Annotated in this window: 21 protein-coding genes and 1 pseudogene; 11 read left to right on the top strand and 11 right to left on the bottom strand. The window is 74.8% G+C overall.

Annotated features, from left to right (window positions below):
• Positions 1-379 precede the first annotated feature (379 nt).
• The gene (locus IE219_RS22000; protein WP_189980096.1) at positions 380-1087 is read left to right on the top strand and encodes a M23 family metallopeptidase; all 708 of its coding nucleotides are present in this window, start codon (positions 380-382) and stop codon (positions 1085-1087) included.
• A gap of 30 nt (positions 1088-1117) precedes the next feature.
• Here the strand turns inward: IE219_RS22000 and IE219_RS21995 are convergent, their stop codons facing one another.
• Entirely contained in the window at positions 1118-1675 is a 558-nt protein-coding gene (locus tag IE219_RS21995; RefSeq protein ID WP_189980094.1) for a TetR/AcrR family transcriptional regulator, read from the bottom strand.
• Between the two features lie 110 nt (positions 1676-1785).
• Between IE219_RS21995 and IE219_RS21990 the strand changes: the two genes are divergently transcribed.
• Positions 1786-3372 (top strand): MDR family MFS transporter, encoded by a 1587-nt coding sequence (locus tag IE219_RS21990; RefSeq protein WP_189980092.1) that lies wholly within the window; start codon positions 1786-1788, stop codon positions 3370-3372.
• 177 nt (positions 3373-3549) lie between these two features.
• Here the strand turns inward: IE219_RS21990 and cseC are convergent, their stop codons facing one another.
• From cseC to IE219_RS21960, 6 genes are all read right to left on the bottom strand, one after another.
• On the bottom strand, positions 3550-4866 hold the full coding sequence (cseC, locus tag IE219_RS21985) for a two-component system sensor histidine kinase CseC (protein WP_189980090.1): 1317 nt from the start codon (positions 4864-4866) through the stop codon (positions 3550-3552).
• A gap of 3 nt (positions 4867-4869) precedes the next feature.
• Positions 4870-5574 carry a two-component system response regulator CseB gene (gene cseB / locus IE219_RS21980; RefSeq protein ID WP_189980088.1) on the bottom strand — a complete coding sequence of 235 codons (705 nt, stop codon included), beginning with the start codon at positions 5572-5574 and terminating at the stop codon, positions 4870-4872.
• A 62-nt stretch (positions 5575-5636) separates the two neighbouring features.
• A complete protein-coding gene (locus IE219_RS21975) occupies positions 5637-6422 on the bottom strand; it encodes a hypothetical protein (RefSeq protein WP_189980086.1) in 786 nt (261 codons plus the stop codon).
• The gene (locus tag IE219_RS21970; protein ID WP_189980085.1) at positions 6410-7006 is read right to left on the bottom strand and encodes a SigE family RNA polymerase sigma factor; all 597 of its coding nucleotides are present in this window, start codon (positions 7004-7006) and stop codon (positions 6410-6412) included. Before IE219_RS21970 ends, IE219_RS21975 begins: the two co-directional genes overlap by 13 nt.
• 184 nt (positions 7007-7190) lie before the next feature.
• Complete coding sequence (locus IE219_RS21965) at positions 7191-8138, bottom strand: iron-sulfur binding domain-containing protein (RefSeq protein WP_229849935.1); 948 nt, start codon at positions 8136-8138, stop codon at positions 7191-7193.
• 33 nt (positions 8139-8171) lie between these two features.
• On the bottom strand, positions 8172-8849 hold the full coding sequence (locus IE219_RS21960; RefSeq protein WP_189980083.1) for a phosphatase PAP2 family protein: 678 nt from the start codon (positions 8847-8849) through the stop codon (positions 8172-8174).
• A gap of 236 nt (positions 8850-9085) precedes the next feature.
• On the opposite strand from IE219_RS21960, the gene IE219_RS21955 reads away from it, so the two are divergent.
• Positions 9086-9958 (top strand): hypothetical protein, encoded by an 873-nt coding sequence (locus IE219_RS21955; protein WP_189980081.1) that lies wholly within the window; start codon positions 9086-9088, stop codon positions 9956-9958.
• 77 nt (positions 9959-10035) lie between these two features.
• On the opposite strand, the gene disA is transcribed toward IE219_RS21955, so the two are convergent.
• Together disA and radA are read right to left on the bottom strand one after the other, a co-directional pair.
• Positions 10036-11160 carry a DNA integrity scanning diadenylate cyclase DisA gene (disA, locus tag IE219_RS21950; RefSeq protein WP_189980079.1) on the bottom strand — a complete coding sequence of 375 codons (1125 nt, stop codon included), beginning with the start codon at positions 11158-11160 and terminating at the stop codon, positions 10036-10038.
• 240 nt (positions 11161-11400) lie between these two features.
• Positions 11401-12807 carry a DNA repair protein RadA gene (gene radA / locus IE219_RS21945; protein ID WP_189980077.1) on the bottom strand — a complete coding sequence of 469 codons (1407 nt, stop codon included), beginning with the start codon at positions 12805-12807 and terminating at the stop codon, positions 11401-11403.
• 220 nt (positions 12808-13027) lie between these two features.
• Here radA and IE219_RS21940 point away from each other — a divergent pair, with 220 nt between their 5' ends.
• Entirely contained in the window at positions 13028-14821 is a 1794-nt protein-coding gene (locus tag IE219_RS21940) for a hypothetical protein (RefSeq protein WP_189980075.1), read from the top strand.
• Between the two features lie 21 nt (positions 14822-14842).
• Here the strand turns inward: IE219_RS21940 and IE219_RS21935 are convergent, their stop codons facing one another.
• Positions 14843-15745 carry a DUF3109 family protein gene (locus tag IE219_RS21935; protein ID WP_373298868.1) on the bottom strand — a complete coding sequence of 301 codons (903 nt, stop codon included), beginning with the start codon at positions 15743-15745 and terminating at the stop codon, positions 14843-14845.
• Positions 15746-15786: 41 nt separating this feature from the next.
• Between IE219_RS21935 and IE219_RS21930 the strand changes: the two genes are divergently transcribed.
• From IE219_RS21930 to ilvD, 4 genes are all read left to right on the top strand, one after another.
• Positions 15787-16731, top strand: a complete 945-nt coding sequence (locus IE219_RS21930) for a Ppx/GppA family phosphatase (protein WP_189980073.1) — start codon at positions 15787-15789, stop codon at positions 16729-16731.
• 115 nt (positions 16732-16846) lie between these two features.
• Positions 16847-17671, top strand: coding sequence for a sugar phosphate isomerase/epimerase family protein (locus tag IE219_RS21925; protein WP_189980071.1), 825 nt, complete (start codon positions 16847-16849; stop codon positions 17669-17671).
• Positions 17668-18297 carry a TetR/AcrR family transcriptional regulator gene (locus tag IE219_RS21920; protein ID WP_189980069.1) on the top strand — a complete coding sequence of 210 codons (630 nt, stop codon included), beginning with the start codon at positions 17668-17670 and terminating at the stop codon, positions 18295-18297. The genes IE219_RS21925 and IE219_RS21920 overlap by 4 nt, the downstream gene beginning before the upstream one ends.
• Before the next feature lie 180 nt (positions 18298-18477).
• The gene (gene ilvD, locus IE219_RS21915; protein ID WP_189980067.1) at positions 18478-20331 is read left to right on the top strand and encodes a dihydroxy-acid dehydratase; all 1854 of its coding nucleotides are present in this window, start codon (positions 18478-18480) and stop codon (positions 20329-20331) included.
• Between the two features lie 195 nt (positions 20332-20526).
• Here the strand turns inward: ilvD and IE219_RS21910 are convergent, their stop codons facing one another.
• Entirely contained in the window at positions 20527-22779 is a 2253-nt protein-coding gene (locus IE219_RS21910) for a serine/threonine-protein kinase (protein ID WP_189980065.1), read from the bottom strand.
• A 143-nt stretch (positions 22780-22922) separates the two neighbouring features.
• On the opposite strand from IE219_RS21910, the pseudogene IE219_RS21905 reads away from it, so the two are divergent.
• The 3 genes and pseudogenes from IE219_RS21905 to IE219_RS21895 all read left to right on the top strand — a co-directional run.
• Positions 22923-23174, top strand: a pseudogene (locus tag IE219_RS21905) (SH3 domain-containing protein); the annotation flags it as partial.
• A gap of 49 nt (positions 23175-23223) precedes the next feature.
• Complete coding sequence (locus tag IE219_RS21900; protein WP_189980061.1) at positions 23224-23730, top strand: hypothetical protein; 507 nt, start codon at positions 23224-23226, stop codon at positions 23728-23730.
• An 84-nt stretch (positions 23731-23814) separates the two neighbouring features.
• A partial coding sequence (locus tag IE219_RS21895) for a hypothetical protein (RefSeq protein WP_189980059.1) occupies positions 23815-24015 on the top strand: 201 nt, incomplete at its 3' end.

The following is a 24015-nucleotide window of genomic DNA, read 5'->3' as shown; positions in this document are numbered from 1 at the left end:
GGGGCGCGGTGACAAGGCGCACAAGCGTTTCGAGGGGTACTAGACAGGGTCGTAGTTCTTATATCGGGCGAATGGGATGTTTATGCGGCGACGGTCGCTTTCCCGGCCCCGGGCGGCCCGGAGTGCGGGGCGGGGCCGCCCCCGGGGCTCGCGCGATCCCGGCGACGTGCGTGTAAACCCGAACTCTTGGGTAGATATGTCCGATTTGCAGGGCAGGGTTCGAGGGTGTCAAGGCTGGAGGGCTGGGGGAGATCGCTACGACCTTCTGTCGTAGATGGGGTGTTTTGGGATGTCCTGGGGGGCGGGTTACCAAAGAACGGCCAACCCGGCGCAACGCACCGTTCGCGTCCGGTCCGTTCCGTCCGGAGGTCTCCCCCGCATGTCGAAGCGCGTCACGAACCCCACCGTCCGCACCGCCGCCGTCGCCCTCGTCGTCACCGGCCTGGGAGCGTCGCTGGTCGCCGGCGCCGGTTCCGCCTTCGCCGCCGAGAGCAAGGCCGCTCCGGTCGCCGTCACCGCGGCCGCCGCCGTCAAGGTGCAGGCCCAGACGCAGGCCGCCCAGGCCGCCAAGGCCCAGGCCGCCGTGAAGGCGCAGGCCGCGAAGACCGCCCAGGTGAAGGCCGCGGCGAAGAAGGCCGTCGCCAAGCCGGCCGCGGTCAAGAAGGCCACCGGCTGGGTCAAGCCGGTCTCCTCCTACGCCCTCAGCGCCAGCTACAACCAGGGCGGCGCCATGTGGGCCCACAAGCACTCCGGCCAGGACTTCGCCGTCCCGGTCGGCACCTCGGTCCGCGCCGCCGCGGCCGGCACCGTCGTGAAGGCCGGCCCGTACGGCGGCGGCGACGGCCCCGCCTACGGCAACGCGATCGTGGTCAAGCACGCCAACGGCCGCTACTCGCAGTACGCCCACCTGTCGAAGATCAAGGTCCGCATCGGCCAGAAGGTCGCCGCCGGCCAGCAGATCGCCCTCTCGGGCAACACCGGCAACTCCTCCGGCCCGCACCTGCACTTCGAGATCCGTACGACCCCGAACTACGGCTCGGCCCTGAACCCGGCCGCGTTCCTGCGCGCGCACGGCGTCTTCATCTGATCCGTCCGCCGCATCCGGACCCGTCCGGACTCAGTGCCCCTCGTGGGCCCGGTCCAGCAGGTCGAGGGCGACTTCGAGGGTGGCCGCGTGCTTCTCCTCGGGGTCGCCCTCGACGCTCTGGAGGAAGAAGGCCCCCGCGTGCAGGGTGAAGATCGCACTCACGCACCGGACCTTGTCCGCCACGGCGAAGTCCTCGTCCTGGATCAGCCCGGTCAGGGTGAACATCCGCTCCTTGAGCGTGTGCCCGACGCTCAGCTCGCGGACCGTCGCCTGGTTCTCCTGCATGAAGCGGAACAGCGGGGCCGCCCCCCGCAGCGCCGCCTGGTAGCGGCGCAGCACCTCGCGCCGGGTCTCCAGGGTCGGCGGCTGCTCCTGCGCCCAGGCCATCAGCTCGTCCACGGGCCGGGTGAGGTCCTCGAAGATGCCGACGAGGATGTCCTCCTTGGTCTTGAAGTGGTAGTAGAGCGCGGCCTTGGTGACGTCGAGCCGTTCCGCGATCTCCCGCAGCGAGGTCTTCTCGTAGCCCTGCTCGGCGAAGAGTTCGAGAGCCACGTCCTGGATGCGCTGGCGGGTGTTGCCTCGGGCCATGCCTGTTCACTCCCACTTTCCGAAAAACTTACTTGACGACCGGCAAGTGACGGCTCTACTTTCCCCAGTGTAGTAACTAGCCGGGCGGCAAGTAAGGGGATGGACGGGCGATGGCCACCGAGACGACCGACACGACGGAGCAGGGCCGGGAGGGGGCGGACGCCGCACCGCGCAGCGTGCGCGTCGTCCTCCTCGCCCTCATGATCGCGATGCTCCTCGCGATGCTGGACAACATGATCATCGGCACCGCGATGCCGACGATCGTCGGCGAGCTGGGCGGCCTGGAGCACCTCTCCTGGGTCGTCACCGCCTACACCCTGGCCACCGCCGCCTCCACCCCCATCTGGGGCAAGGTCGGCGACATGTACGGCCGCAAGGGCGTCTTCCTCACCTCGATCGTGATCTTCCTGATCGGCTCCGCGCTCAGCGGCATGGCCCAGGACATGGGCCAGCTCATCGGCTTCCGCACGGTCCAGGGCCTCGGCGCCGGCGGCCTCATGGTCGGCGTCATGGCCATCATCGGCGACCTCATCCCGCCCCGCGAGCGGGGCAAGTACCAAGGCATGATGGCCGGCGTGATGGCCCTCGCCATGATCGGCGGCCCGCTGGTCGGCGGCACCATCACCGACCACTGGGGCTGGCGCTGGTCCTTCTACATCAACCTGCCGCTGGGCGCCGTCGCCCTCGCCATGATCACCACGGTCCTCCACCTGCCGCGCAAGGAGCGGGCCGCCGGCACCCGGATCGACTTCCTCGGCGCCGCGCTGCTGACCGTCGGCATCACCGCGATCGTCCTCGTCACCACCTGGGGCGGCACCGAGTACGCCTGGGGCTCGGCCACCATCGTCGGCCTCTCCACCGGCGGCCTCGCCGCGCTCGCCGCCTTCCTGTACGTGGAGACCCGCGCGAGCGACCCGATCGTGCCGCTGCACATCTTCCGCAGCCGCAACTTCACCCTGATGTCCCTGATCGGCTTCGTCACCGGCTTCGTGATGTTCGGCGCGGTCCTCTACCTGCCGATCTTCCAGCAGTCCGTGCAGGGCGCCTCGGCCACCAACTCCGGCCTGCTCCTCCTGCCGATGCTGCTGTCGATGATGGTCGTCTCGCTGGTCGTCGGCCGCTTCACCACCAGCACCGGCAAGTACAAGGTCTTCCCCATCGCCGGCGGCGCGCTGATGATCGCCGGCCTCTTCCTGCTCTCCACCATGGACACCGGCACCGGCCGCCTGGTCTCCGGCGTGTACATGGCCGTCCTCGGCGCCGGCATGGGCTTCCTGATGCAGATCACCATGCTCGTCGCGCAGAACAGCGTCGAGATGCGGGACATGGGCGTGGCCTCCAGCTCCACCACCCTCTTCCGGACCCTCGGCTCCTCCTTCGGCGTCGCCGTCATGGGCGCCCTCTTCACCTCCCGGGTGAAGGACGAGATGGCCGCCCGCGGCGGCTCCGCCCTCACCGAGCGGACCGCCCAGCTCGACGCGGCGAGCCTGGCCAAGCTGCCGGAGGCGCTGCGCGAGGCGTACCAGCACGCGGTCGCGGCCGGCACCCACTCCGCCTTCCTGCTCGGCTCGGCGATCGCGGTCCTCGGCTTCGTCCTCGCCTTCTTCGTCAAGGAGGTGGCGCTGCGCGGCGCCGGACCGGCCGCCCCGAAGGCGTCCTCCGGCGACGACACCCCGAAGGTCGCCGAGACGGTCTGATCCGGGACGGCGGTACGTCCGCGCGGGGCCGGGTTCCTGATCCGGGAACCCGGCCCCGCGCGCGTACGACCCGAAAACGGCCCCCGCGCGCGTACGACCCGAAAACGGCCCCCCGCGCGCGTACGACCGGAAAACGGCTTCCCGCGCGCGTGCGCGTGCGGGGAGGGACCGGGACCGTCAGTCCGCGACCCGGAGGATCGGGAAGCTGCCCGTGTTCGTCGGCGCGTGGTCCGGCAGCCACAGCACCGCGACCGCCCCGCCGACGCCCTCCGGCGCGCCCTCCGAGGCCACGTTGCGGAAGGTCAGCCGGGCGCCGAGGACCCGGGCCTGCCCGGAGGCGATCGTCAGGCCCAGGCCGTGGCCCTGGCCCGCGCGGTCGCTGGTGCCGGTGCGGAAGCGGCTGGGGCCGTCCCGGAGCAGTGCCTCGGGGAAGCCGGGGCCGTGGTCCCTGACCCGCACCACCCGGCCCTCGACGGCGACCTCGACCGGGCCCCTGCCGTGCTTGGCCGCGTTGGCCAGCAGGTTGCCGAGGATGCGCTCCAGGCGGCGCGGGTCGGTGGCGACCCACGACTCGTGCACCACCCGGACCTCCGCGTCCGGGAACATCGACCGCACCCGCCGGTCCACGAACTCGCCGAGCGCGATCTCCTGGAGCTCGGCCCGCTCGGAGGCCCCGTCGAGCCGGGCCACCTCCAGCACGTCCTCGACCAGCGTCCGCATCGCCTGCGCCCGGTCCCGCACCAGCTCGGTCGGCCGGCCCGGCGGCAGCAGCTCGGCGGCGGTGAGCAGCCCGGTCACCGGGGTGCGCAGCTCGTGCGCGATGTCGGCGGTGACCCGCCGCTCGGCCTCGATCCGCTCGTTCAGGGCGTCGGTGAGGGAGTCGATCGCCCACGCCAGGTCGTCGGTCTCGTCCCGGACGAAGCCGCCGACGGCCTCCCGGACCCGCACCTCGCCGTTGCCCTGCGCGACCCGCCCGGCCGCCGCCGCGGCCCGCCGCAGCCGCCGGGAGATCTGCCCGCCGATGAGGACGCCGCTGGCGCAGCCGGCGAAGACGACCGAGACCGAGCCGATGACCAGCGCCCGGTCGAGGTCCTTCATGATCGTGGCGCTGCGGTCGGCGAAGGGGATGTGGAGGGAGAGCACGTCGCCGTTGGCCAGCGGGACCGCCGCCCAGACGTCCGGTGGCCCGCCGTGCCGGTGTTCCTGCACGTACGTGCCCCGCCGCTGGTCCCGCATCAGCTGGTCGAGCTGGCCGGGCAGCGACGGGTCGTTGATCTTGGCGCCGAAGCGGGGCTCCTTCGGCTTGGAGGTCTCGTACAGCCGCTGGGCGAAGAGGAGCCGCTCCATCTGCACCTCGCGCGCGTTGTCCAGCATGGAGATGCGCGCGGCGTTGTGCACGATCACGCTGAGCGTGACCGCGATGAAGGCGCCGACCGCCGCGATGGCGACGGCGATCTTCCAGCGGATCCCGGTCCGCAGCGGGAGACCTCGCACCCGTCAGCCCCTGAGCTTGTAGCCGAAGCCGCGGACCGTCTCGATCCGGTCCTGGCCGATCTTGGCCCGCAGCCGCTGCACGTGGACGTCGACGACGCGGGTGTCGCCGCCCCAGCCGTAGTCCCAGACCCGCTCCAGGAGCTTGTCGCGGGAGAGCACCGTGTTCGGCGCGGAGGAGAACTCCAGGAGGAGCCGCATCTCGGTCGGGGTCAGGGCGACCGGCGCGCCGCCCCGGCGGACCTCCATGCCCTCGGTGTCCACCTCCAGGTCGCCGCCGCCGAAGACCAGCGGCCCGTCGGCGGCCGGCGCCTCCCGGCCGTCGCCCGCGCCGCCGCCGGCGTTGCCGAAGCGGCGCAGCACGGCCCGGATGCGGGCCATCAGCACGGAGCCGTCGAAGGGCTTGGTGACGTAGTCGTCGGCCCCGGCCTCCAGGCCGAGGACGACGTCGATGGAGTCGGCCCGCGCCGACAGCATGATCACCGGCACGGTCGACTCGTCGCGGATGCGGCGGCACAGGCTCACCCCGTCCATGCCCGGCAGCATCACGTCGAGCAGCGCGATGTCCGGCCGGTGGGCGCGGAAGGCGTCCAGCCCGGAGAGCCCGTCGGGCATCGCGGTCACCCGGAAGCCGTCCCGCTCCAGGGCGAGCTGGGTGGCTTCGCGGATGACGTCGTCGTCCTCGACGAACAGGACATGGGTCTCGGCCATCGGGCGCGTCCTTCGGTGGGGGGTCCTTCGGCGGGGGAGGGGTGCGGCGGTACGGGGCGGGCTCAGCCGACCGGGACGGACGGGCGCGGTACGGGCTCCGCCTCCGCGGTGGGCTCCTCCTCGCCGACCGCCCGGCTGTACTCGTTGTGCACCAGGTCGTGCTGGGTGAAGCGGGTCCCCGCCCAGCGGTACGTGAGCACGTCCTCGCCCGACGGGTAGGCGACCGAGTCGCCCTTCGCGTACACCTGCTTCGTCACGATCAGGTCGCCGCGGTCGATGGTGCCGTACACGGCCGCGTCCTCGGCGGTGAAGACGTTCTCGTAGCCGGTGCCGCCGGTGCCGCTCCCGGCGGGCGCCCTGCGGTAGACGTAGGTGCCGATGCCGACCGCGTCGCCGCAGGTCATCACGTTGACCACGACGTCGGGCTCGGCGCCGCCGGTGAGGTTGCCGTACGAGGTGTCCACCGGGTACGCGTCGGCCACGCAGGGCTTCAGGTCGTCCTTCACCCGGTCGTCGATCTTCGGGTCGGCCTTCAGGAGCGCGATCGGGTCCACCCGGGCGCCCTCCTTCTCCCGGGGGGAGGCGGGCGCGGCGGCGGGCGGGGTGGGCACGGTCGCGGCGGACGCGTCGGGGCGGGCCGCGCCCTCGTCGCGCGAGCCCGTCCCGCCGGTGGAGCACGCGGCCATGAACAGGCCGGCGGCGGCCAGCCCGGCCACCGCCGCGACGCCCGCCACCCGGGGGCCGCCCGCCCGCGGCGGCGCCGTCCGGACGGGGCCGGGCATGCCGGTCCCCCCGTGGCTCCCGCCGCCGGCTCTGCCGGCGGCGTCGCCCTCGTCTAGGCCGCGCACCGCTCGCGTCCCCCTCCGTCACCTCGCACGGCCGCAGCTGCCGACCGCTGTCCTCCGGTCCGCTCCCCGGTCCGCCCGAGGGAGCGGGCGTCCAGGTCGCGGCTCTCCAGCTCCTGGCGGAGCCGGGCGAGCGCGCGGTGGAGCGTCGACTTCACCGTACCCGTCGACATGCCGAGGGCGGCGGCGGTCTCCTCCGTGCTCATCTGCTCCCAGTGCCGCAGCACGACGACGCTGCGCTGCTTGGGGGCGAGGACCCGCAGGATGTCCATGAGGAGGGCGCGGTCGGCGTGCTGCTCGGTCGGGTCGTCGACGCTCGCGTCGGGCAGCTGCTCGGTGGGGACCTCCTCCAGGCGACGGGCCCGCCACCACTCGGTCCGCGTGTTGATCATGACCCGGCGCAGGTAGGCGTCGGCCAGCGACTTGTCCGCGATGCCGTCCCAGCGGCCGTACGTGCGGACCAGGGCGGTCTGGAGGAGGTCCTGCGCGTCCACCGGGTCCGGGACGAGACGGCGGGCGCTGCGCAGCAGCGCGTCCTGCCGTGTGCGGACGTACTCCTCGAAGTCGAGCACCTCGCCCTGGCTCATCCCGCCGCCTCCGCATCCCCGTTGACCTGCTTGTTCTCCGTGTCGACGCTGACGCTACGGAGCGCTTGTCACGGGGGTGTGCGGGGCAGCCGTCGGTGGGCGCACGGCTGCCCATCGGTTGTGTAACAGCGCACCACGCGCGCGGGGGGAGGCTCTCCCCGCACGGGTGCCGGGTGCGGGCCGGTCAGGTCAGGGGCAGCCGGTAGCGGCCGCCGTCCAGCGGCTCCACCAGGCCGTCCGAGACCAGGCCGTCCAGGGCCCGGCCGCGCTGCACCGGCTCGTCCCAGACGGCGTCCAGGGCGGCCTGGGGGACCGGCCCGGGGGCGTCGCGCAGGACGGCGAGGAGCCGGCCGCGGACCTGGCGGTCGGTCCCGGCGTAGCTCTGGCCCCGGCGCGGCGGCCCGTCGTGCGGGGGCTTGCCCGCGAGCAGCCAGCCGCACCGGTCCGCGATCGGGCAGCGCCCGCAGTCCTCGTTCTTCGCCGTGCAGACCAGGGCGCCGAGCTCCATCGAGGCGGCGGCCCAGCGGGCCGCGGTCGCCTCGTCGTCGGGGAGCAGCTCCCGGGCCAGCCGCCGCTCGGCCGCGGTGGTGGCGTTCGGCGGGTACTGGACGCCGGTCGCGGCGCGGGCGAAGACCCGGCGGACGTTGGTGTCGAGGACCGCGTGGCGCTGTCCGTACGCGAAGGAGGCGACGGCCGCGGCGGTGTACTCGCCGATGCCGGGGAGGGCGAGGAGCTGCGCGTGGTCGCTCGGCACGTCGCCCTGGTGGCGGTCCCTTATCGCCACGGCCGCCGCGTGCAGCCGCAGCGCCCGGCGGGGGTAGCCGAGCCGGCCCCAGGCGCGGACGGCCTCGCCGGGCGGCTCGGCGGCCAGGTCGGCCGGGCGCGGCCAGCGCGCCAGCCACTGCTCGTACACCGGGAGCACCCGGACGACGGGGGTCTGCTGGAGCATGAACTCGCTGACCATGACCCCCCAGGCGCCGGCCTCGGGGCGGCGCCAGGGGAGGTCGCGGGCGTGCCGGTCGAACCAGGCGAGGACCGGGCCGTGCAGCTCGGCCGGCTCGGCGGCACCGGGGGCGTGGCCGGTCCCGGCGGACGGGACGGGCGGGAAGGAGGGGGCATCGGTGGAAGTCATGGCACCCCCGATCCTGGCACGTCCCGGGAGCGATCAGCGCGCGCCGTGGCGGGCCCGCGCCCGGCGCGCGGGGCGCGCGGAGGCGTCCGCGGGGGTCGCGGAGCCGTGTCCCGCGCACCAGACGACGGCCGCGCTCCGGCTGGACCTGGCCGTCTCCACCAGGGCCAGCATCGGCTTGCGGCCGATCCGGACGAAGAGGAAGGCGGCCGCGCCGCCGAGGAGCAGGCCCACGGTCACGTCGTGCGGGTAGTGGACGCCGACGAAGACGCGGGAGAAGGCCATCAGGATCGCCATGGGCACGGTCAGCAGGGCGATCCCGCGCCAGGAGAGGGCGAGCGCGACGGCGGCGGCGCCGGCGATGGCCGCGTGGTTGCTGGGGAAGGACCAGTCGCCGTGCGGCGGGCACTGGATCAGCGAGGCGGGCGCCCCGGCGACCGCCCGGCACGGCCGTTCCTCGTCGACCAGGGACTTCAGGGCCTCGCTGACCAGGTAGCCGAAGGCGGTGGCGAGCGGGGCGAGGAACGCCAGGGCCATGGCGGTGCTCGAACCGTTCCGCGACCGCCACCATCCGGCCAGGAACAGGGCGCCGAACAGCAGCAGCCCGAGCTCCGTCCAGACCTCGGCGAGCCACTGGAACCAGCCGGGTGTGGAGTGCGCGAAGTCGAGCACGTCGACGTAGAGACGGTCGGAGAGGTCGAGGAGGTTGTCCATGGTGCATGACGCTAACCGGAATCCGGGGCGCCGTGCCCCGGGCCAAGGGACGATCCGACCCCTGACGAAAGTGGGGGATGCCCGGGGCGGCGGCCGATCACCGGCCGGGGCGCGGGAGTTCCGGCCGTCACGCAGGGTACGGGAAAGCGGCCCGCGGATGTGATCATCGGCAAAACTTGGGCTCTCGGGCGGCGGGTGGGGCGGGAGTTGGGCCGGATCTCTCGTAAGGTTCGGTCGTGGGATCTTTGCGCAATCCGGTCGGGCCGCTTCCCTCCACCATCTACTGGCGACGGAGGGCGGTCGCGCTGTGCCTGATGGCGCTCCTGGCCCTCCTCACCGTGTGGTTCCTCGTCTCCGGCGGCGAGGACGGGAAGCGACCGGGCGACGCCGCGAACGGCTCGTCCTCCGCGCCGCCCTCCATCACCCCCGGCCCCTCCGGCACCGGCCCGGCGATCAGCCAACAGCCCGGCGGACGCGACGAGTCGGATGATTCGGGCGAATCAGGCGATAACGGTACGGGTGGGGACGGCGGTTCCGGTACGGGCGCGGGCGACGGCTCCTCCGGCGCGGACGGCGCGACCGGTTCCGGTACGGGCGCGGACGGTTCCGGCTCCGGTACGGCCGGGAAGAACGGCGACACCGACGGCGCGGGCGCCGACGGCGGCGCGGGCACCGGTGCCGGGCAGCGCGTCCCGGCCGGCTCCCCGCTCCCGAACTGCCCCTCCGGAAGCCTCCTGTTGACGCTCCGCACCCCCCAGGTCGGCTACGCGCCCGGCGAGAAGCCCCGCTTCGACCTCCTCGTGCGGAACACCTCGGCCACCGACTGCAAGGCCGACCTCGGCCCCCGCGCCGCGGTCCTCACCGTCCGCGACTCCCGCAACGAGCGGCTCTGGTCCACCGACGACTGCCCCGGCCCCGGCGCCCCCGTCCTGCTCCGGATCCCCGCGCGCACCACGGTCACCCACGCCGTGGAGTGGGACCTGCGGCGCAGCGTCCCGGGCTGCGCCACCACCCCGGCGGACCGGCCCGGCCCCGGCACCTACGTGGTGGAGGCGACGGTCTCCGGCGCGAAGGTGCTCCCGGCGTCCTTCACCCTCACCAAGGACTGAGCCGCGGCGCTCGGCGACGTACAGGAGCCCCGGGCGATCCGCCCGGGGCTCCCGTCATGTCTCCCGCGCTCCCGGGGTCAGACGTACCGCTCCAGGATCGAGGACTCGGCCAGCCGCGACAGGCCCTCGCGCACGCTGCGGGCCCGCGCCTCGCCGACGCCGTCCACGGTCTGGAGGTCGTCCACGCTCGCGGCGAGCAGCTTCTGGAGCCCGCCGAAGTGCTCCACCAGCCGCTCGATGATCGCGCCCGGCAGCCGCGGCACCTTGGCCAGGAGCCGGTAACCGCGCGGCGAGACGGCGGAGTCGAGCGTCTCGGGCGAGCCGCTGTACCCCAGCGCCCGCGCCACGACGGGCAGTTCGAGCAGCTCGGTGTGGGAGAGGGCGTCCAGTTCGGTCAGCGCCTCGGCGACCGTGCGGGACCGCTTGGCGGTGGGCTCCGGCACGTAGTCCCGGATCACCAGCTCGCGCTCCGGCTCCACGCCCGCGATCAACTCGTCGAGCTGGAGCGACAGGAGCCGGCCGTCGGTGCCGAGCTCGACCACGTACTCCGCGATCTCGGTGGCGATCCGGCGGACCATCTCCAGGCGCTGGGCGACCGCCGTCACGTCCCGGACGGTCACCAGGTCCTCGATCTCCAGCGCGGAGAGCGTGCCCGCCACCTCGTCGAGCCGGAGCTTGTACCGCTCCAGGGTCGCGAGCGCCTGGTTGGCCCGGGACAGGATGGCCGCCGACTCCTCCAGGACCCGCCGCTCGCCGTTCACGTACAGCGCGATCAGGCGCATCGACTGCGAGACGGAGACCACGGGGAAGTTGCACTGCTTGGAGACCCGGTCCGCGGTGCGGTGGCGGGTGCCGGTCTCCTCGGTGGGGATCGACGCGTCCGGGACCAGCTGCACACCGGCCCGGTGGATCTTGCTGATGTCCTTGTCGAGGACCAGCGCCCCGTCCAGCTTGCACAGCTCCCGCAGCCGGGTCGCGGCGAACTCGACGTCGATGACGAAGCCGCCGGTGCACATCGAGTCGACCGTCTTGTCCATGCCCAGGACGATCAGACCGCCGGTGTTCCCCCGGAGGATCCGCTCCAGGCCGTCGCGCAGCGCGGTGCCGGGCGCGACCGCGCTCAGGGCCGCGCGCATCAGCGCTTCGTTGCCGGAGCCCGCGCCGGACTTTCCAGGAGCTGCTGCCCCGTCCTTGGCTGCCACTGCACTCCTCCGGCTCGTACGGATGGGCGAGACCAGGGCAAAGTCTAGCGACACCACCCCGCCACCCTGGGCCGCGCGCCGGTCCGGGACGCTCCCGAGGGCCCCGCCGGGGCGCCCCCGGTCGCGTCCGCCCTACCCGCCGGGGCGCCGCTCTACCCCTCGGTTCCCCCGGCGCGCCCCCGCCGGGCCGTGCCCGGAACCGGTCCGGGGCGCCCTCGGCCGGCCTTCCCGGGAGGTTTCTCAGCCCTCGCCCTCCTCCGCCTTTCTGGACGGGCGGCGGCCGCGGGGGAGGACGCGCAGGGCGTCGCCCATGTCCGCGACCTCCGTCACGCGCATGCCCGCGGGCACCTTGCCGGGGTCCGTCGGGACCAGCGCGTGGGTGAAGCCCAGGCGGTGCGCCTCCGCGAGGCGGCGCTGCACGCCGGTCACCCGCCGCACCTCGCCCGCGAGGCCGACCTCGCCGATCGCCACCAGGTTCTTCGGCAGCGGGGTGTCGCTCGCGGCGGACGCCAGCGCCAGCGCGATGGCCAGGTCGGCGGCGGGCTCGGAGAGCTTCACCCCGCCGACGGTGGCGCTGTAGATGTCCCGCTTGCCGAGCGCGCTGATCCGGCCCCGCTGCTCCAGGACCGCCAGCATCATCGAGACCCGGGAGGTCTCCAGGCCGGAGGTGGTCCGGCGCGGGGACGGGATCTGCGAGTCCACCGTCAGCGCCTGCACCTCGGCGACCAGCGGCCGGCGGCCCTCCAGGGTGACCGTGAGGCAGGTGCCGGGCACGGCCACGTCGCGCCGGGTCAGGAACAGGCCCGACGGGTCGGCGAGCCCGGTGATCCCCTCGTCGTGCAGCTCGAAGCAGCCGACCTCGTCCGTCGTCCCGTACCGGTTCTTCACGCCCCGGACCAGGCGCAGGCGCGCGTGCCGGTCGCCCTCGAAGTGCAGGACGACGTCCACCAGGTGCTCCAGCAGCCGGGGACCGGCGATCGCCCCGTCCTTCGTCACGTGGCCGACGAGCAGCGTCGACATCCCGCGCTCCTTGGAGGCCCGGATCAGCGCGCCCGCGACCTCCCGCACCTGCGCCATGCCGCCGGGCGCCCCGTCGATCTCCGGGGAGGCGACGGTCTGCACCGAGTCGAGGATCAGCAGCGAGGGCTTCACCGCGTCCAGGTGGCCGAGGACCGCCGACAGGTCGGTCTCCGCCGCCAGGTAGAGGTGGTCGCTCAGCGCGTGGATCCGGTCGGCGCGCAGCCGGACCTGACTGGCGGACTCCTCGCCCGTCACGTACAGCGTGCGGTGCTCGTCGCTGGCCGCCTTCGCCGCCACGTCCAGCAGCAGCGTGGACTTGCCGACGCCCGGCTCGCCCGCCAGCAGCACCACGGCGCCGGGCACCAGGCCGCCGCCGAGGACCCGGTCCAGCTCGTCGACGCCGGTCGTGCGGGCGGTCGCCTGCCGGCCGTCCACCTGGGCGATCGGGACGGCCGCGGTCGAGACCCGGCCCGCCGCGGTGGTCCGCACGGCGGGCGCGCCGTACTCCTCGACCGTGCCCCACGCCTGGCATTCGGGGCAGCGGCCGAGCCATTTGGCCGTCTGCCAGCCGCACTCGGTGCAGCGGTAGGACGGCCGTTCCTTGGCGGTTTTCGTACGGGCAGCCATGCCCCACACCGTAGCCGCCGCCACCGACAACGGGCCGCCGCCCGGCCCTCGGCCGACGGACCCCCGCCCGCCGCCCGCCCGGCCCGCGACCGGCGGCCGGCTCCGCCCCGGCAGCGGAACGCCCTCCTCCTGTCCCCTTTCGAGTGAAGGCTTCACCTGTACGGGTGAGAAGAACGGATCCGGTATGAAAAGCGCCCGCGCCCGCGCCTACGGTCTCCCAGTGACGAGCAGCAGGCTGGACCCCTCCCGCACCCCCGGCGCGCACCGGGCGCACCGCGGCCCGCAGCAGGGGTCGCGCACGCACGGCCGGTGTCCCCCCGTCCGCTACGAGGCCGCCCTCGACGGCCTCTTCACGTACTGCCTCTCGGTCCTCTGCGACCACGACACGGCCACCGCCGTCCTCGGCGAGGTCCTCGCCGCCGCCGAGCGCCACCACGGCCGCTGCCCCTCCGACGAGGAGGGCCGCACCGCCTGGCTGTACGCGCTCGCCCGCTGGGCCTGCCTGCGCAGCCTCGGCGAGCAGCGCCGCAGGCGCCAGGGCGCCCACACCGGCCGCCCCGCCGTCCCCCCGGCCGCCCCGCCGCCGGTCTCCGACGAGACCGCCGAGCGCCGCCGCGAGGAGCTCGCCGCCCTCGCCTGGCCCGAGGCCGCCGGGACCACCCCCGAACAGCGCGAGGCCCTCGAACTCGCCGTCCGGCACGGCCTGGCCCCCGGCCAGGTCGCCGCCGTCCTCGCCCTCGACCCGCAGGCCGCCCGCGACCTGCTCGCCACCGCCGCCTGCGAGGTCGAGCGCACCCGCGCCGCCCTCGCCGTCGTCTCCACCGGCAGCTGTCCCACCGTCGCCCGCCTCCTCAGCGGCGGCCGCCGCATGATCCTCTCGGCGGCCCTGCGCGCCGAACTCGTCCGGCACGTCGACGACTGCCCGACCTGCCGCCGCACCGCCGAGCGGGTCGGCGCCGCCGCCCCCTGGCCGGGCGGCGGGCCGCGCGCCGTCCAGGACCGCCTGCCGCTGGTCGAGGCCCCCCGGGCCGCCGCCTACATGGCGATGCTCCACGTGCCGCGCGCGCGTGCGGGCGCCCCGCGCTTCGCGCCCACCGGCTTCCCCCTCGACCCCAAGGACCTCGTCGCCCGCCGCGACCGCATCCGGTCCCGCGCGGTCACCACCACCGTGGTCGCCGCCGTCGTCGCCGCCCCGGTCCTCGCCCTGTGGACCTCGTACCGGGGCGTCCCGGCGGGCGCGGAGGTGCGGGGCGGCCCCGGCGTCAGCGCGGGCGAGCGCGACGGCGCCGCCGACGGCCGGCCGGACGACCCCTACGAGAACGCGGGCAACGCCCGCACCACCGGCGGCCCCGACCGCTCCCCGGACGTCTCCGTCGAGGTCGTCACCCCCGCCCGGCCCGGCGGCCCGGCCACCCCCGCGCGCGCCGGCGACCCGGCCCCCGGCTGGATCGGCGTCACCGCCCGCTGCACCGGCGACGTCACCCTGATCACCCTCACCGGGCAGGGCGGCGGCCCCGTCGACTGGGCGCTGTGGACCGACGCCCCCTGGCTGTACGTGAGCCGCTCCTCCGGCACCCTGCGCCCCGGCGAGACCCTCACCGTCGCCGTCCGCGTGGACCACGCGCGCGAACCGCGCGGCCCCTGGCACGCCAGGATCGGCGTCGACCCCACCGGCGCGGTGCTGCGGATCAGCGGCCGGGGGCCCGTCGTCCCGATCGACGACCGCGTGGTGCCGCCCCCGCCGGTCACCGTCGCCCCCACCACCCCGCCGACCGCGCCGCCCACCGGCGGCCCGACCGAGCCGACCACCGGCCCCACCACCCCGGCCACGACCCCGCCGACGACCGGGCCCGTGACCGAACCGCCGACCACGGAACCCACCACCCCGCCGCCCACCACGACCGAGCCCGCGACCGAACCGCCGACGACCCCGCCGCCCACGACCGACCCGGGCACCACCGGCCCCGGCACCCCGCCGCCCACGGAACCGACGAGCGAACCGCCCGCCTCCTGAGGGCCCGGCGGGGCCCCGCCGCTACGGCGCCGGGTCGGCCGGGTGCGGCGCCACCATCGGCAGCGCCGACGCGAGCCGCGCCTCGCACAGCCCGACCAGCACCCCGTACGCCTCCTCGCCCATCATCTCGACCAGCTCCGGCCGGTACGAGACGTAGACCGGCTCCCCGCCGCCGTGCGCGGAGGCCGCCGAGGTGCACCACCAGTGCAGGTCGTGCCCGCCCGGACCCCAGCCCCGCCGGTCGTACTCGCCGATCGAGACCTGGAGCACGCGCGTGTCGTCCGGCCGGTCGATCCAGTCGTACGTCCGCCGGACCGGCAGCTGCCAGCACACGTCCGGCTTCGTCTCCAGCGGCTCCCGGCCCTCCTTCAGGGCCAGGATGTGCAGCGAGCAGCCCGCGCCGCCCGCGAACCCCGGCCGGTTCTGGAAGATGCACGAGCCCTTCCAGCGGCGGGTCTGCCGCTCGCCGTCGTCGTCGGTCTGCGTCCACCCCGACTCCGCGCCGACCTCGTGGAACTGCCACATCTCCGGAGTCAGCCGCGCCACGTGCTCCGCGACCCGCTTCTCGTCGTCCTCGTCGGAGAAGTGGGCGCCCAGGGTGCAGCAGCCGTCCTCGGCCCGCCCCTCCCGGATGCCCTGGCAGCCGCTGCCGAAGACACAGGTCCAGCGCGAGGTCAGCCAGGTCAGGTCGCAGCGGAAGAGCTGCTCCTCGTCGGCCGGGTCCGCGAACTCCACCCACGCGCGCGGGAAGTCGAGCCCCTTCTCGTCGGGCTCCGCTCCCTTGCGCCGCTTCTTCACACCCTTGACCGGCGGTTTCCCGCCCTTCACGTCCTGGGCGTACTTGACGTCCCGCACGTCCCGCGCGGCCCCGTCACCGCCGGAGGCACTGTTCTCGCCCGGCTTCGCCTTGTTCGTCTTTGGCACAACGCCAAGCGTATGCGGGTGCGCGCAGTAGCGTTTCCGCCATGAGACTCGGAGTCCTCGACGTCGGTTCGAACACGGTGCACCTGCTGGTGGTGGACGCGCACCCCGGCGCGCGCCCGCTGCCCGCCCACTCCCACAAGGCCGAGCTGCGGCTCGCCGAACTCCTCGACGCGCGCGGGGCCATCGCCCCCGACGGGGTCGAGCGGCTCACCGCGACCGTCCGGGACGCCCTCCAGGCCGCCGAGGACAAGGGCTGCGAAGAGGTCCTGCCGTTCGCCACCTCGGCCGTCCGCGAGGCCACCAACGCCGACGAGGTCCTCGCCCGGGTCCGCGCGGAGACCGGCGTCGACCTCCAGGTCCTCAGCGGCGACGAGGAGGCCCGGCTGACCTTCCTGGCCGCCCGCCGCTGGTTCGGCTGGTCCTCCGGCAAGCTCCTCCTCCTCGACATCGGCGGCGGCTCCCTGGAGGTCGCGTACGGCATCGACGAGGACCCCGACGCGGCCGTCTCCCTGCCGCTCGGCGCGGGCCGCCTCACCGCCGGCTGGCTGCCCGGCGACCCGCCCGACCAGGACGACGTCAAGGCCCTGCGCCGCCACGTCCGCGCCCAGATCGCCCGCACCGTCGGCGAGTTCAGCCGCTTCGGCCGGCCCGACCACGTCGTCGCCACCTCCAAGACCTTCAAGCAGCTCGCCCGCATCGCCGGCGCCCCCGGCTCCGGCGAGGGCCTCTACGTGGAGCGGATCCTCACCCGCGGCGCCCTGGAGGAGTGGGTGCCGCGCCTCGCCGCCATGCCCGGCGGCGAGCGCGCCGCCCTCCCCGGCGTCTCCGAGGGCCGCGCCGGCCAGCTCCTCGCCGGCGCCCTGGTCGCGGAGGGCGCCATGGACCTCCTCGGCGTCGAGCGGCTGGAGATCTGCCCCTGGGCGCTGCGCGAGGGCGTCATCCTGCGCCGCCTCGACCACCTCCCCGCGGTCCTCGCGGACGCCTGACGCCCTTTCCGCGCACCCCGCGCGCGTGGCGCGCGAGAACGGCCGTCCCGGAGGCGCGCGGAGGGTGACGGGAAGCACCCTCCCGCGCCCGGGCGCGCCCCGTACCCTGTCTGTCGTGGCAGAACCAGCGGTGCGCGTCCCGGATGCGAAGGTCGCCCTGTCGACGGCCTCGGTCTACCCGGAGTCGACGGCGACGGCCTTCGAGGTCGCCGCGCGCCTCGGCTACGACGGCGTCGAGGTCATGGTGTGGACCGACCCGGTCAGCCAGGACGTCGAGGCCCTGCGCCGGCTCTCCGACCACCACCGGGTCCCGATCCTCGCCGTGCACGCCCCCTGCCTCCTCATCACCCAGCGGGTCTGGTCCACCGACCCGTGGACCAAGCTCCAGCGCGCGCGTGCCGCCGCCGAGCGGCTCGGCGCCTCCACCGTCGTCGTCCACCCGCCGTTCCGCTGGCAGCGCCAGTACGCGCGCGACTTCGTGACCGGCATCGGGCGGATGGCCGGGGAGACCGACGTCCGGTTCGCCGTCGAGAACATGTACCCGTGGCGGTACAAGGACCGCGAGATGCTCGCGTACGCCCCCGAGTGGGACGTCACCAAGGACGACTACCGGCACTTCACGCTGGACCTGTCGCACACCTCGACCGCCCGCACCGACACCCTCGCGATGCTCGACCGCATGGGCGACCGGCTCGGCCACCTCCACCTCGCCGACGGGCGCGGCTCCGCCAAGGACGAGCACCTGGTGCCCGGCCGCGGCGTCCAGCCGTGCGCCGAGGTCCTGGAGCGGCTGGCCACGACCGGCTTCGACGGGCACGTCGTCATCGAGGTCAACACCCGGCGCGCGATGTCCTCCGCCGAACGCGAGGCCGACCTCGCCGAGGCGCTCGCCTTCACCCGGCTCCACCTCGCCGCGGCGTCCCGGGGCACGCGCGCGTGAGCGCCGAAGCGCCCCGGCGCCGGGGCCGCCCGGCCCGCGCCGCCGCCGACGACACCGGCCCCGGCGCGCGCGAGCGCATCCTGGAGGCGGCCCGGGAGCAGTTCGCCGAGCGCGGGTACGACAAGACCTCGGTGCGCGGCATCGCCAAGGCCGCCGGGGTCGATCCGGCCCTGGTCCACCACTACTTCGGCACCAAGGACGAGGTCTTCGCGGCGGCGATCGAGGTCTCCTTCGAGCCCGCCCTCGTCGTCCCCGCCCTCCTCGACGGCCCGCGCGACGCGGTCGGCGAGCGGCTGGCCCGCTTCTTCGTCGGCATCTGGGAGAACCCGGCCACCCGGGCCCCGCTGCTCGCCGTCATCCGCTCCGCCGTCACCCACGAGGCGGCGGCGAAGGTGCTGCGGGGCTTCGTGCTGCGCCGCCTCCTGGAGCGGGTCGCGGACGGCCTCGCCGTACCGGATCCGAAGTTCCGGGCGGAGCTGGCCGCCTCCCAGATGATGGGGATCGTGCTCCTGCGGTACGTGATCCGGGTGGAGCCGCTGGCCTCGGAGGACCCGGAGCGGATCGTGGCGGAGGTCGCCCCGACCCTCCAGCGGTACCTGACGGCCCCGGACCTCCGCACTCCGTGATCCCCGGGTCCCGACGGCCCCGGCCGGGCCCTGACCGCGTCCTGGCCGGCCCCGCCGGAGACCCCTCCGGACCCTGACCGGACCCTGGAATCCCGTCCCGCATGCCGGACACCATGTCCAGATCTTGGAGCGGCGGCGTACGCTCGGGGCAAGCACATCCATCACGAGGAGCGAGCGACGATGCCCGAGCTGAGGTCCCGCACTGTCACCCACGGCCGCAACATGGCGGGCGCCCGCGCCCTTATGCGCGCCTCCGGTGTACCGGGCGCGGACATCGGCCGCAAGCCGATCATCGCGGTCGCCAACTCCTTCACCGAGTTCGTCCCCGGCCACACCCACCTCCAGCCGGTCGGCCGGATCGTCTCCGAGGCCATCACCGCCGCCGGAGGCATCGCCCGCGAGTTCAACACGATCGCCGTCGACGACGGCATCGCCATGGGCCACGGCGGCATGCTCTACAGCCTGCCCTCCCGCGACCTGATCGCCGACAGCGTGGAGTACATGGTCGAGGCGCACTGCGCCGACGCCCTGATCTGCGTCTCCAACTGCGACAAGATCACCCCCGGCATGCTGATGGCCGCCCTGCGCCTCAACATCCCGACGGTCTTCGTCTCCGGCGGCCCCATGGAGTCCGGCCGCGCCACCCTGGTCGACGGCTCGGTCCGCACCCTCGACCTGGTCGACGCGATCTCCGACGCGGTGAACCCGAAGATCTCGGACGAGGACATCTCCCGCATCGAGGAGAACGCCTGTCCGACCTGCGGCTCCTGTTCCGGCATGTTCACCGCCAACTCGATGAACTGCCTGACCGAGGCCATCGGCCTCTCCCTCCCCGGCAACGGCTCCGTCCTCGCCACCCACACCGCCCGCCGCGCGCTGTACGAGAACGCGGCCCGCACGGTCGTCGAGATCACCCGCCGGTACTACGACGAGGACGACGCCTCCGTCCTGCCGCGCTCCATCGCCACCCGCGCGGCCTTCGAGAACGCCATGGCGCTCGACATCGCCATGGGCGGCTCCACCAACACGATCCTGCACCTGCTGGCCGCCGCCCAGGAGGCCGAACTCGACTACGGCCTGCCGGACATGGACGAGGTCTCGCGCCGCGTCCCCTGCCTCGCCAAGGTCGCGCCGAACGTCGCCAAGGACCGCACGTACTACATGGAGGACGTGCACCGGGCCGGCGGCATCCCCGCCATCCTCGGCGAGCTGTACCGCGCGGGCCTCCTCAACGAGGACGTCCACTCCGTGCACTCCCGCTCCGTCAAGGAGTGGCTGGACGCCTGGGACGTGCGCGGCGGCGCGGCCTCCGAGGAGGCCGTCGAGCTGTTCCACGCGGCCCCCGGCTGCGTCCGCTCCGCGACCGCCTTCTCCCAGTCCGAGCGCTGGCAGAGCCTCGACACCGACGCGGCGAACGGCTGCATCCGCGACGCCGCCCACGCCTACTCGAAGGACGGCGGCCTCGCCGTCCTGCACGGCAACCTCGCCGCCGACGGCTGCGTCGTGAAGACCGCCGGCGTCGACGAGTCGATCTGGACCTTCGAGGGCCCGGCCGTCGTCTGCGAGTCGCAGGAGGAGGCCGTCGAGAAGATCCTGAACAAGCGGGTCACCGACGGCGACGTGGTCGTCATCCGCTACGAGGGCCCCAAGGGTGGCCCCGGCATGCAGGAGATGCTCTACCCGACCTCCTTCCTCAAGGGCCGCGGCCTGGGCAAGACCTGCGCCCTGGTCACCGACGGCCGCTTCTCCGGCGGCACCTCGGGCCTCTCCATCGGCCACGCCTCCCCGGAGGCGGCCTCGGGCGGCACCATCGCCCTGGTCGAGGACGGCGACCGCATCCGCATCGACATCCCGAACCGCTCGATCGAGCTGCTGGTGGACGAGGAGACCCTCGCCGCCCGCCGCGAGGCCCTCGGCGGGGTGTACGCCCCGAAGAACCGCGAGCGGAAGGTCTCGGCGGCCCTCCGCGCCTACGCGGCCATGGCCACCAGCGCCGACAAGGGCGCCGTCCGCGACGTCTCCAGGCTCGGCTGACCCCGCCCCTCCCCACCGCACCTCCGGGCGCGGGCCGCGGACCCCCTCCGCGCCCCGCGCCCGCGCGCGTACGACCGCCGAAAACGCCGCCCCGCGCGCGTGCGACTCCGTACGGCTCCCGGAAACGCCGCCCCGCCCCCCGTACAGCCACCGGAAACGCCGCCCCGCGCGCGTACCGCTCGAAAAGTCCCGCTTCTACCAGGACTCCGCCGCGCGGCCGTCCACCGCGAAGACCGAGCCGTCGGGGGCGGTGCCGAAGACGCGGTCGCCGGCGACGACGGGGGCCGGGACCTGGGCGGCGTACCCGAGGCGGCCGTCGCCCATCCGGGGCCGGGTCTGGCCGAGGACCGCGCCGCGCGCGGTGTCCACGGCGAACAGGCGCCCGTCCGCCGCCGACAGGTACAGCCGGTCGCCGGGTCCGGCCACCGGCCGGGAGACGTTCGAGGCGCCCGTCTCCAGCCCCCACAGCGGGCGCCCCCGCTCCGGCGCCGTGTCGAGGGCGAGCAGCCGCCCCTCCGGGGAGAGCAGGTAGGCGACCGTGCCGCGCACCACCACCCCGCCGAGCGGCATCCGCTCCTGGAGCGCGACGCGCCGCACCGGGCCCGTGCCGCCCCCGCCCGGGGCGAGCAGCACCAGCCCGTCGACGAGGTCGCCCTGGTAGCGCGAGGCGAGCACCAGGGTGCCGTCGCCGGTGCGGCCGACCGGGACGAGGTCCCCGTCCAGCACCCGGCTCCAGGCGACCGCCCCGGTGTCGGGCCGCAGCGCCCCCACACGCGTGCGGCGCCCGTCGGCGGAGATCTCGGAGAGGGCGAGCAGCCCGCTCGGGGCGTCGTACGCGCCGACGACCGGCGTCTCGAAACCGCCACCCACCCGGTGCGCCCACCGCTGGGTCCCGGCGCGCGCGTCGAGCCCCCGCAGCGCGCCCAGCCCGTCGGAGAGGACGACGGTCCGCCCGGCCGGGTGGTACGTCTCCGGCCGCTCCGCGCGCGCGGTCCAGCCGGGCGTCCCGTCGCCCGCCCCGTACGCGCGCAGGGGACCGGTCCTCGGGGCGGCACCGACCAGCGGGCCGGTCCCGTCGGCGAGCGGCGCGGGCGCGTCCGGCGGCTCCTCGTCGACGGGCCCGGTCCGCTTCCACAGGACCTCCCCGGTCGCCGGGTCGAGCCGGGCGAGCACCACGCCGCGCGCCGCGCAGTAGAGGGAGCCGGTGGTGTGGACGCAGGCCGGGGCGGCGGGGTCGCCGTGCTCCTGGAGCGGGGTGCGCCAGCCGTCGACGGCGGTGGCGACCTCGTCCGGGTGGGCGGGCGGCCCGACGGCGGACCCGGCCGGGCGCAGCGCCGCGTACGCCCCGGCCCCGGCGAGGACGAGGACGGCGGCGGCGGAGACGGTCAGGCGCGGGACGAGCCGGGACCGGCGGCGCGGGGGGACGCCGGGCGCGGCGTCCCGGGTGGCGGTGTCCCCGACCCCGCCCCCGAATCCGGCCCCGCCCCCGGCCCCGCTTCCGCCCCCGAAGCCGCCACCGGCCCCGTACCCGCCCGCCGCCACGGCCTCCGGCGCGTCCGGGTCCGCGTCCGCCGGCAGCGCGGGCCGCCGCCGCTGTGCCGGTATGAAGGCTTCCGCCTCGTACGAGGGCGGCAGCAGCGCCGTCATGATCTCGGCGGGGGTGGGCCGCAGCCCGGGGTCCTTCGCCAGGCAGCGCGCGACCAGCGGCGCGAGGTCGGCGGGGACCCCGGTGAGGTCCGCCTCGTCGTGCACCACCTGGTAGGCCACGATGTACGGGCTGTCGGAGTCGAAGGGCCCGTGCCCGGTCGCCGCGTGCACCAGCACCGAGCCGAGCGCGAAGACGTCGGCGGCCGGACCGACCTCGCGGGGCCGCTGGAACTGCTCGGGCGCCATGAACGGCGGCGAGCCGATCAGCTTCCCGGTCTCCGTGTGCAGATCGCTGTCGACGGGCCGGGAGATGCCGAAATCGATGACCTTGGGGCCGGCGTCGGTGAGGAGCACGTTGCTCGGCTTGAGGTCCCGGTGCACCACCCCCGCGCGGTGGATGTCGCGCAGCGCCTCGGCGAGCCCGGCGGTCAGCCGCCGCAGGGCGGCGGGGGAGAGCGGGCCGCGCTGGCGCACCTGGTCGGCGAGGGTGGGGCCGGGCACGTAGAGGGTCGCCATCCAGGGCAGCGCGGCGTCCGGGTCGGCGTCCACGACCGGGGCGGTGAAGGCGCCGCTGACCCGGCGGGCGGCGGCCACCTCCTGCCGGAAGCGGGCCCGGAAGTCGGGATCCTCCGCGTGGCGCGCGTGCACCACCTTCACCGCGAGCCGCAGCCCGGACGGCGAGGCGGCCAGGTGGACCACCCCCATGCCGCCCGCGCCGAGCACCGCCTGGAGCCGGTACTCACCGGCGTACTCGGGACCCTCGGCGCCCAGACCGGCGTCGCTCCTGCTCAACGGCGGCATCTCCCACCCCCGTGTGGTTCCGCTCGTTTCGTCCACGCGCGCGTGCGCGACGCGAGGAGCCTAGTCGATGGTGCCGGGTATGACGGAGGAGCTTGCTAGCCTGCGCGCGTCGCACAGAGTGAAGCCAAGGGGGGAACATCATGGCGGTGAAGTACTACCCGGTGGCACCGGGCTACCGGCTCAACGTCCGCTCGGGTCCGGGCACCCACTACCCGGTCGTCCGGGTGCTCGCGGAGGGCGCGACCGTCCCGGTCCACTGCCAGAAGCCGGGCGAGTGGGTCACCGGACCGTACGGGACCAGCTGCGTCTGGGACAGCATCGGCGCGGGCCAGTACGTCTCCGACTCGTACGTGCGGACCGGCAGCGACGGCTACGTGGCGCCGCGCTGCGCCTGAGGACCTTCGCCTCGACCGGCTCCGGGCCGGTCCGGGGATAATCGACCTCGTGAGCGAGGACAAGCAGACCCCCCGGACCGGCACCAGCGGACCCCAGCCCGAGGAGATCCGTTTCTTCGGAACGACCTGGGTCGACCACAGCGGTCATTACGGAGCGCGCCGCGCTGGCCTCGCCGTCGGCGCGCTGGCGGCGGCCGTCGCGGGCGCGTTCGTGCTGCGCTTCGCCTATCAGGGGCTTGAGGTCGCCGACGTGGGCGGCCTCGTCAGCATCCTGATGATCGTGATGTTCGCGATCTGCTCGGCCATCGCCTTCGCCAGGACCTGGGAGGGCTTCGGCCGCCGCCCGGCCGACCAGGCGCGCGAGGACTCGCTGCGCACCCTGAAGGCGATCGGTTTCATCGGCGGCCTCCTCGCGTACGCCCTCCGGTGCCTCGTGGAGGCCCCCGGCGAGAAGCTCCGCCGCGCGGAGTACGAGGCGGCCCGCACCCGCCACGAGAAGCGCCGCACCACCCGTACGGGGAACCCCGCCGCGCGCAAGAAGCCCAAGCGCTCCTGAACGCGCCGGGGCACGCCCCCGCCACCCTTCCGAAGCCCCCGCGATCCTTGACGCGGGGGCTTTTCCGTCCCCACAATTCAACACATGATGAATTACCCGCGCAGCGAACCCCCGGAGCCCCCCGACCCCTCCGACACCCCTCCCGCCGACACGACAGCAGGCACGACCCCCGGCACCGCCCCCACCCCGGACGCCACCCCCACGCCGGACCCCGGCCCCACGCCGGGCCCCGCCCCCACCCCCGCCCTCACCGCCCGCTCCCTCACCGCCGTCCGAGGCACCCGC

The organism is Streptomyces termitum (assembly GCF_014650175.1).
Classification (GTDB): Bacteria; Actinomycetota; Actinomycetes; order Streptomycetales; family Streptomycetaceae; genus Streptomyces; species Streptomyces termitum.
Note: the sequence above shows the minus strand (reverse complement) of the source record. Positions and strands in the feature narration are given on the sequence as shown.

What these genes read in the sequence shown, in the direction of transcription:
- IE219_RS22000 (WP_189980096.1), top strand. Translation starts at nt 380, where the DNA reads ATGTCGAAGCGCGTCACGAACCCCACCGTCCGCACCGCCGCCGTCGCC.
- IE219_RS21995 (WP_189980094.1), bottom strand. Translation starts at nt 1,675, where the DNA reads ATGGCCCGAGGCAACACCCGCCAGCGCATCCAGGACGTGGCTCTCGAA.
- IE219_RS21990 (WP_189980092.1), top strand. Translation starts at nt 1,786, where the DNA reads ATGGCCACCGAGACGACCGACACGACGGAGCAGGGCCGGGAGGGGGCG.
- cseB (WP_189980088.1), bottom strand. Translation starts at nt 5,574, where the DNA reads ATGGCCGAGACCCATGTCCTGTTCGTCGAGGACGACGACGTCATCCGC.
- IE219_RS21970 (WP_189980085.1), bottom strand. Translation starts at nt 7,006, where the DNA reads ATGAGCCAGGGCGAGGTGCTCGACTTCGAGGAGTACGTCCGCACACGG.
- IE219_RS21965 (WP_229849935.1), bottom strand. Translation starts at nt 8,138, where the DNA reads ATGACTTCCACCGATGCCCCCTCCTTCCCGCCCGTCCCGTCCGCCGGG.
- IE219_RS21960 (WP_189980083.1), bottom strand. Translation starts at nt 8,849, where the DNA reads ATGGACAACCTCCTCGACCTCTCCGACCGTCTCTACGTCGACGTGCTC.
- radA (WP_189980077.1), bottom strand. Translation starts at nt 12,807, where the DNA reads ATGGCTGCCCGTACGAAAACCGCCAAGGAACGGCCGTCCTACCGCTGC.
- IE219_RS21930 (WP_189980073.1), top strand. Translation starts at nt 15,787, where the DNA reads ATGAGACTCGGAGTCCTCGACGTCGGTTCGAACACGGTGCACCTGCTG.
- ilvD (WP_189980067.1), top strand. Translation starts at nt 18,478, where the DNA reads ATGCCCGAGCTGAGGTCCCGCACTGTCACCCACGGCCGCAACATGGCG.
- IE219_RS21910 (WP_189980065.1), bottom strand. Translation starts at nt 22,779, where the DNA reads ATGCCGCCGTTGAGCAGGAGCGACGCCGGTCTGGGCGCCGAGGGTCCC.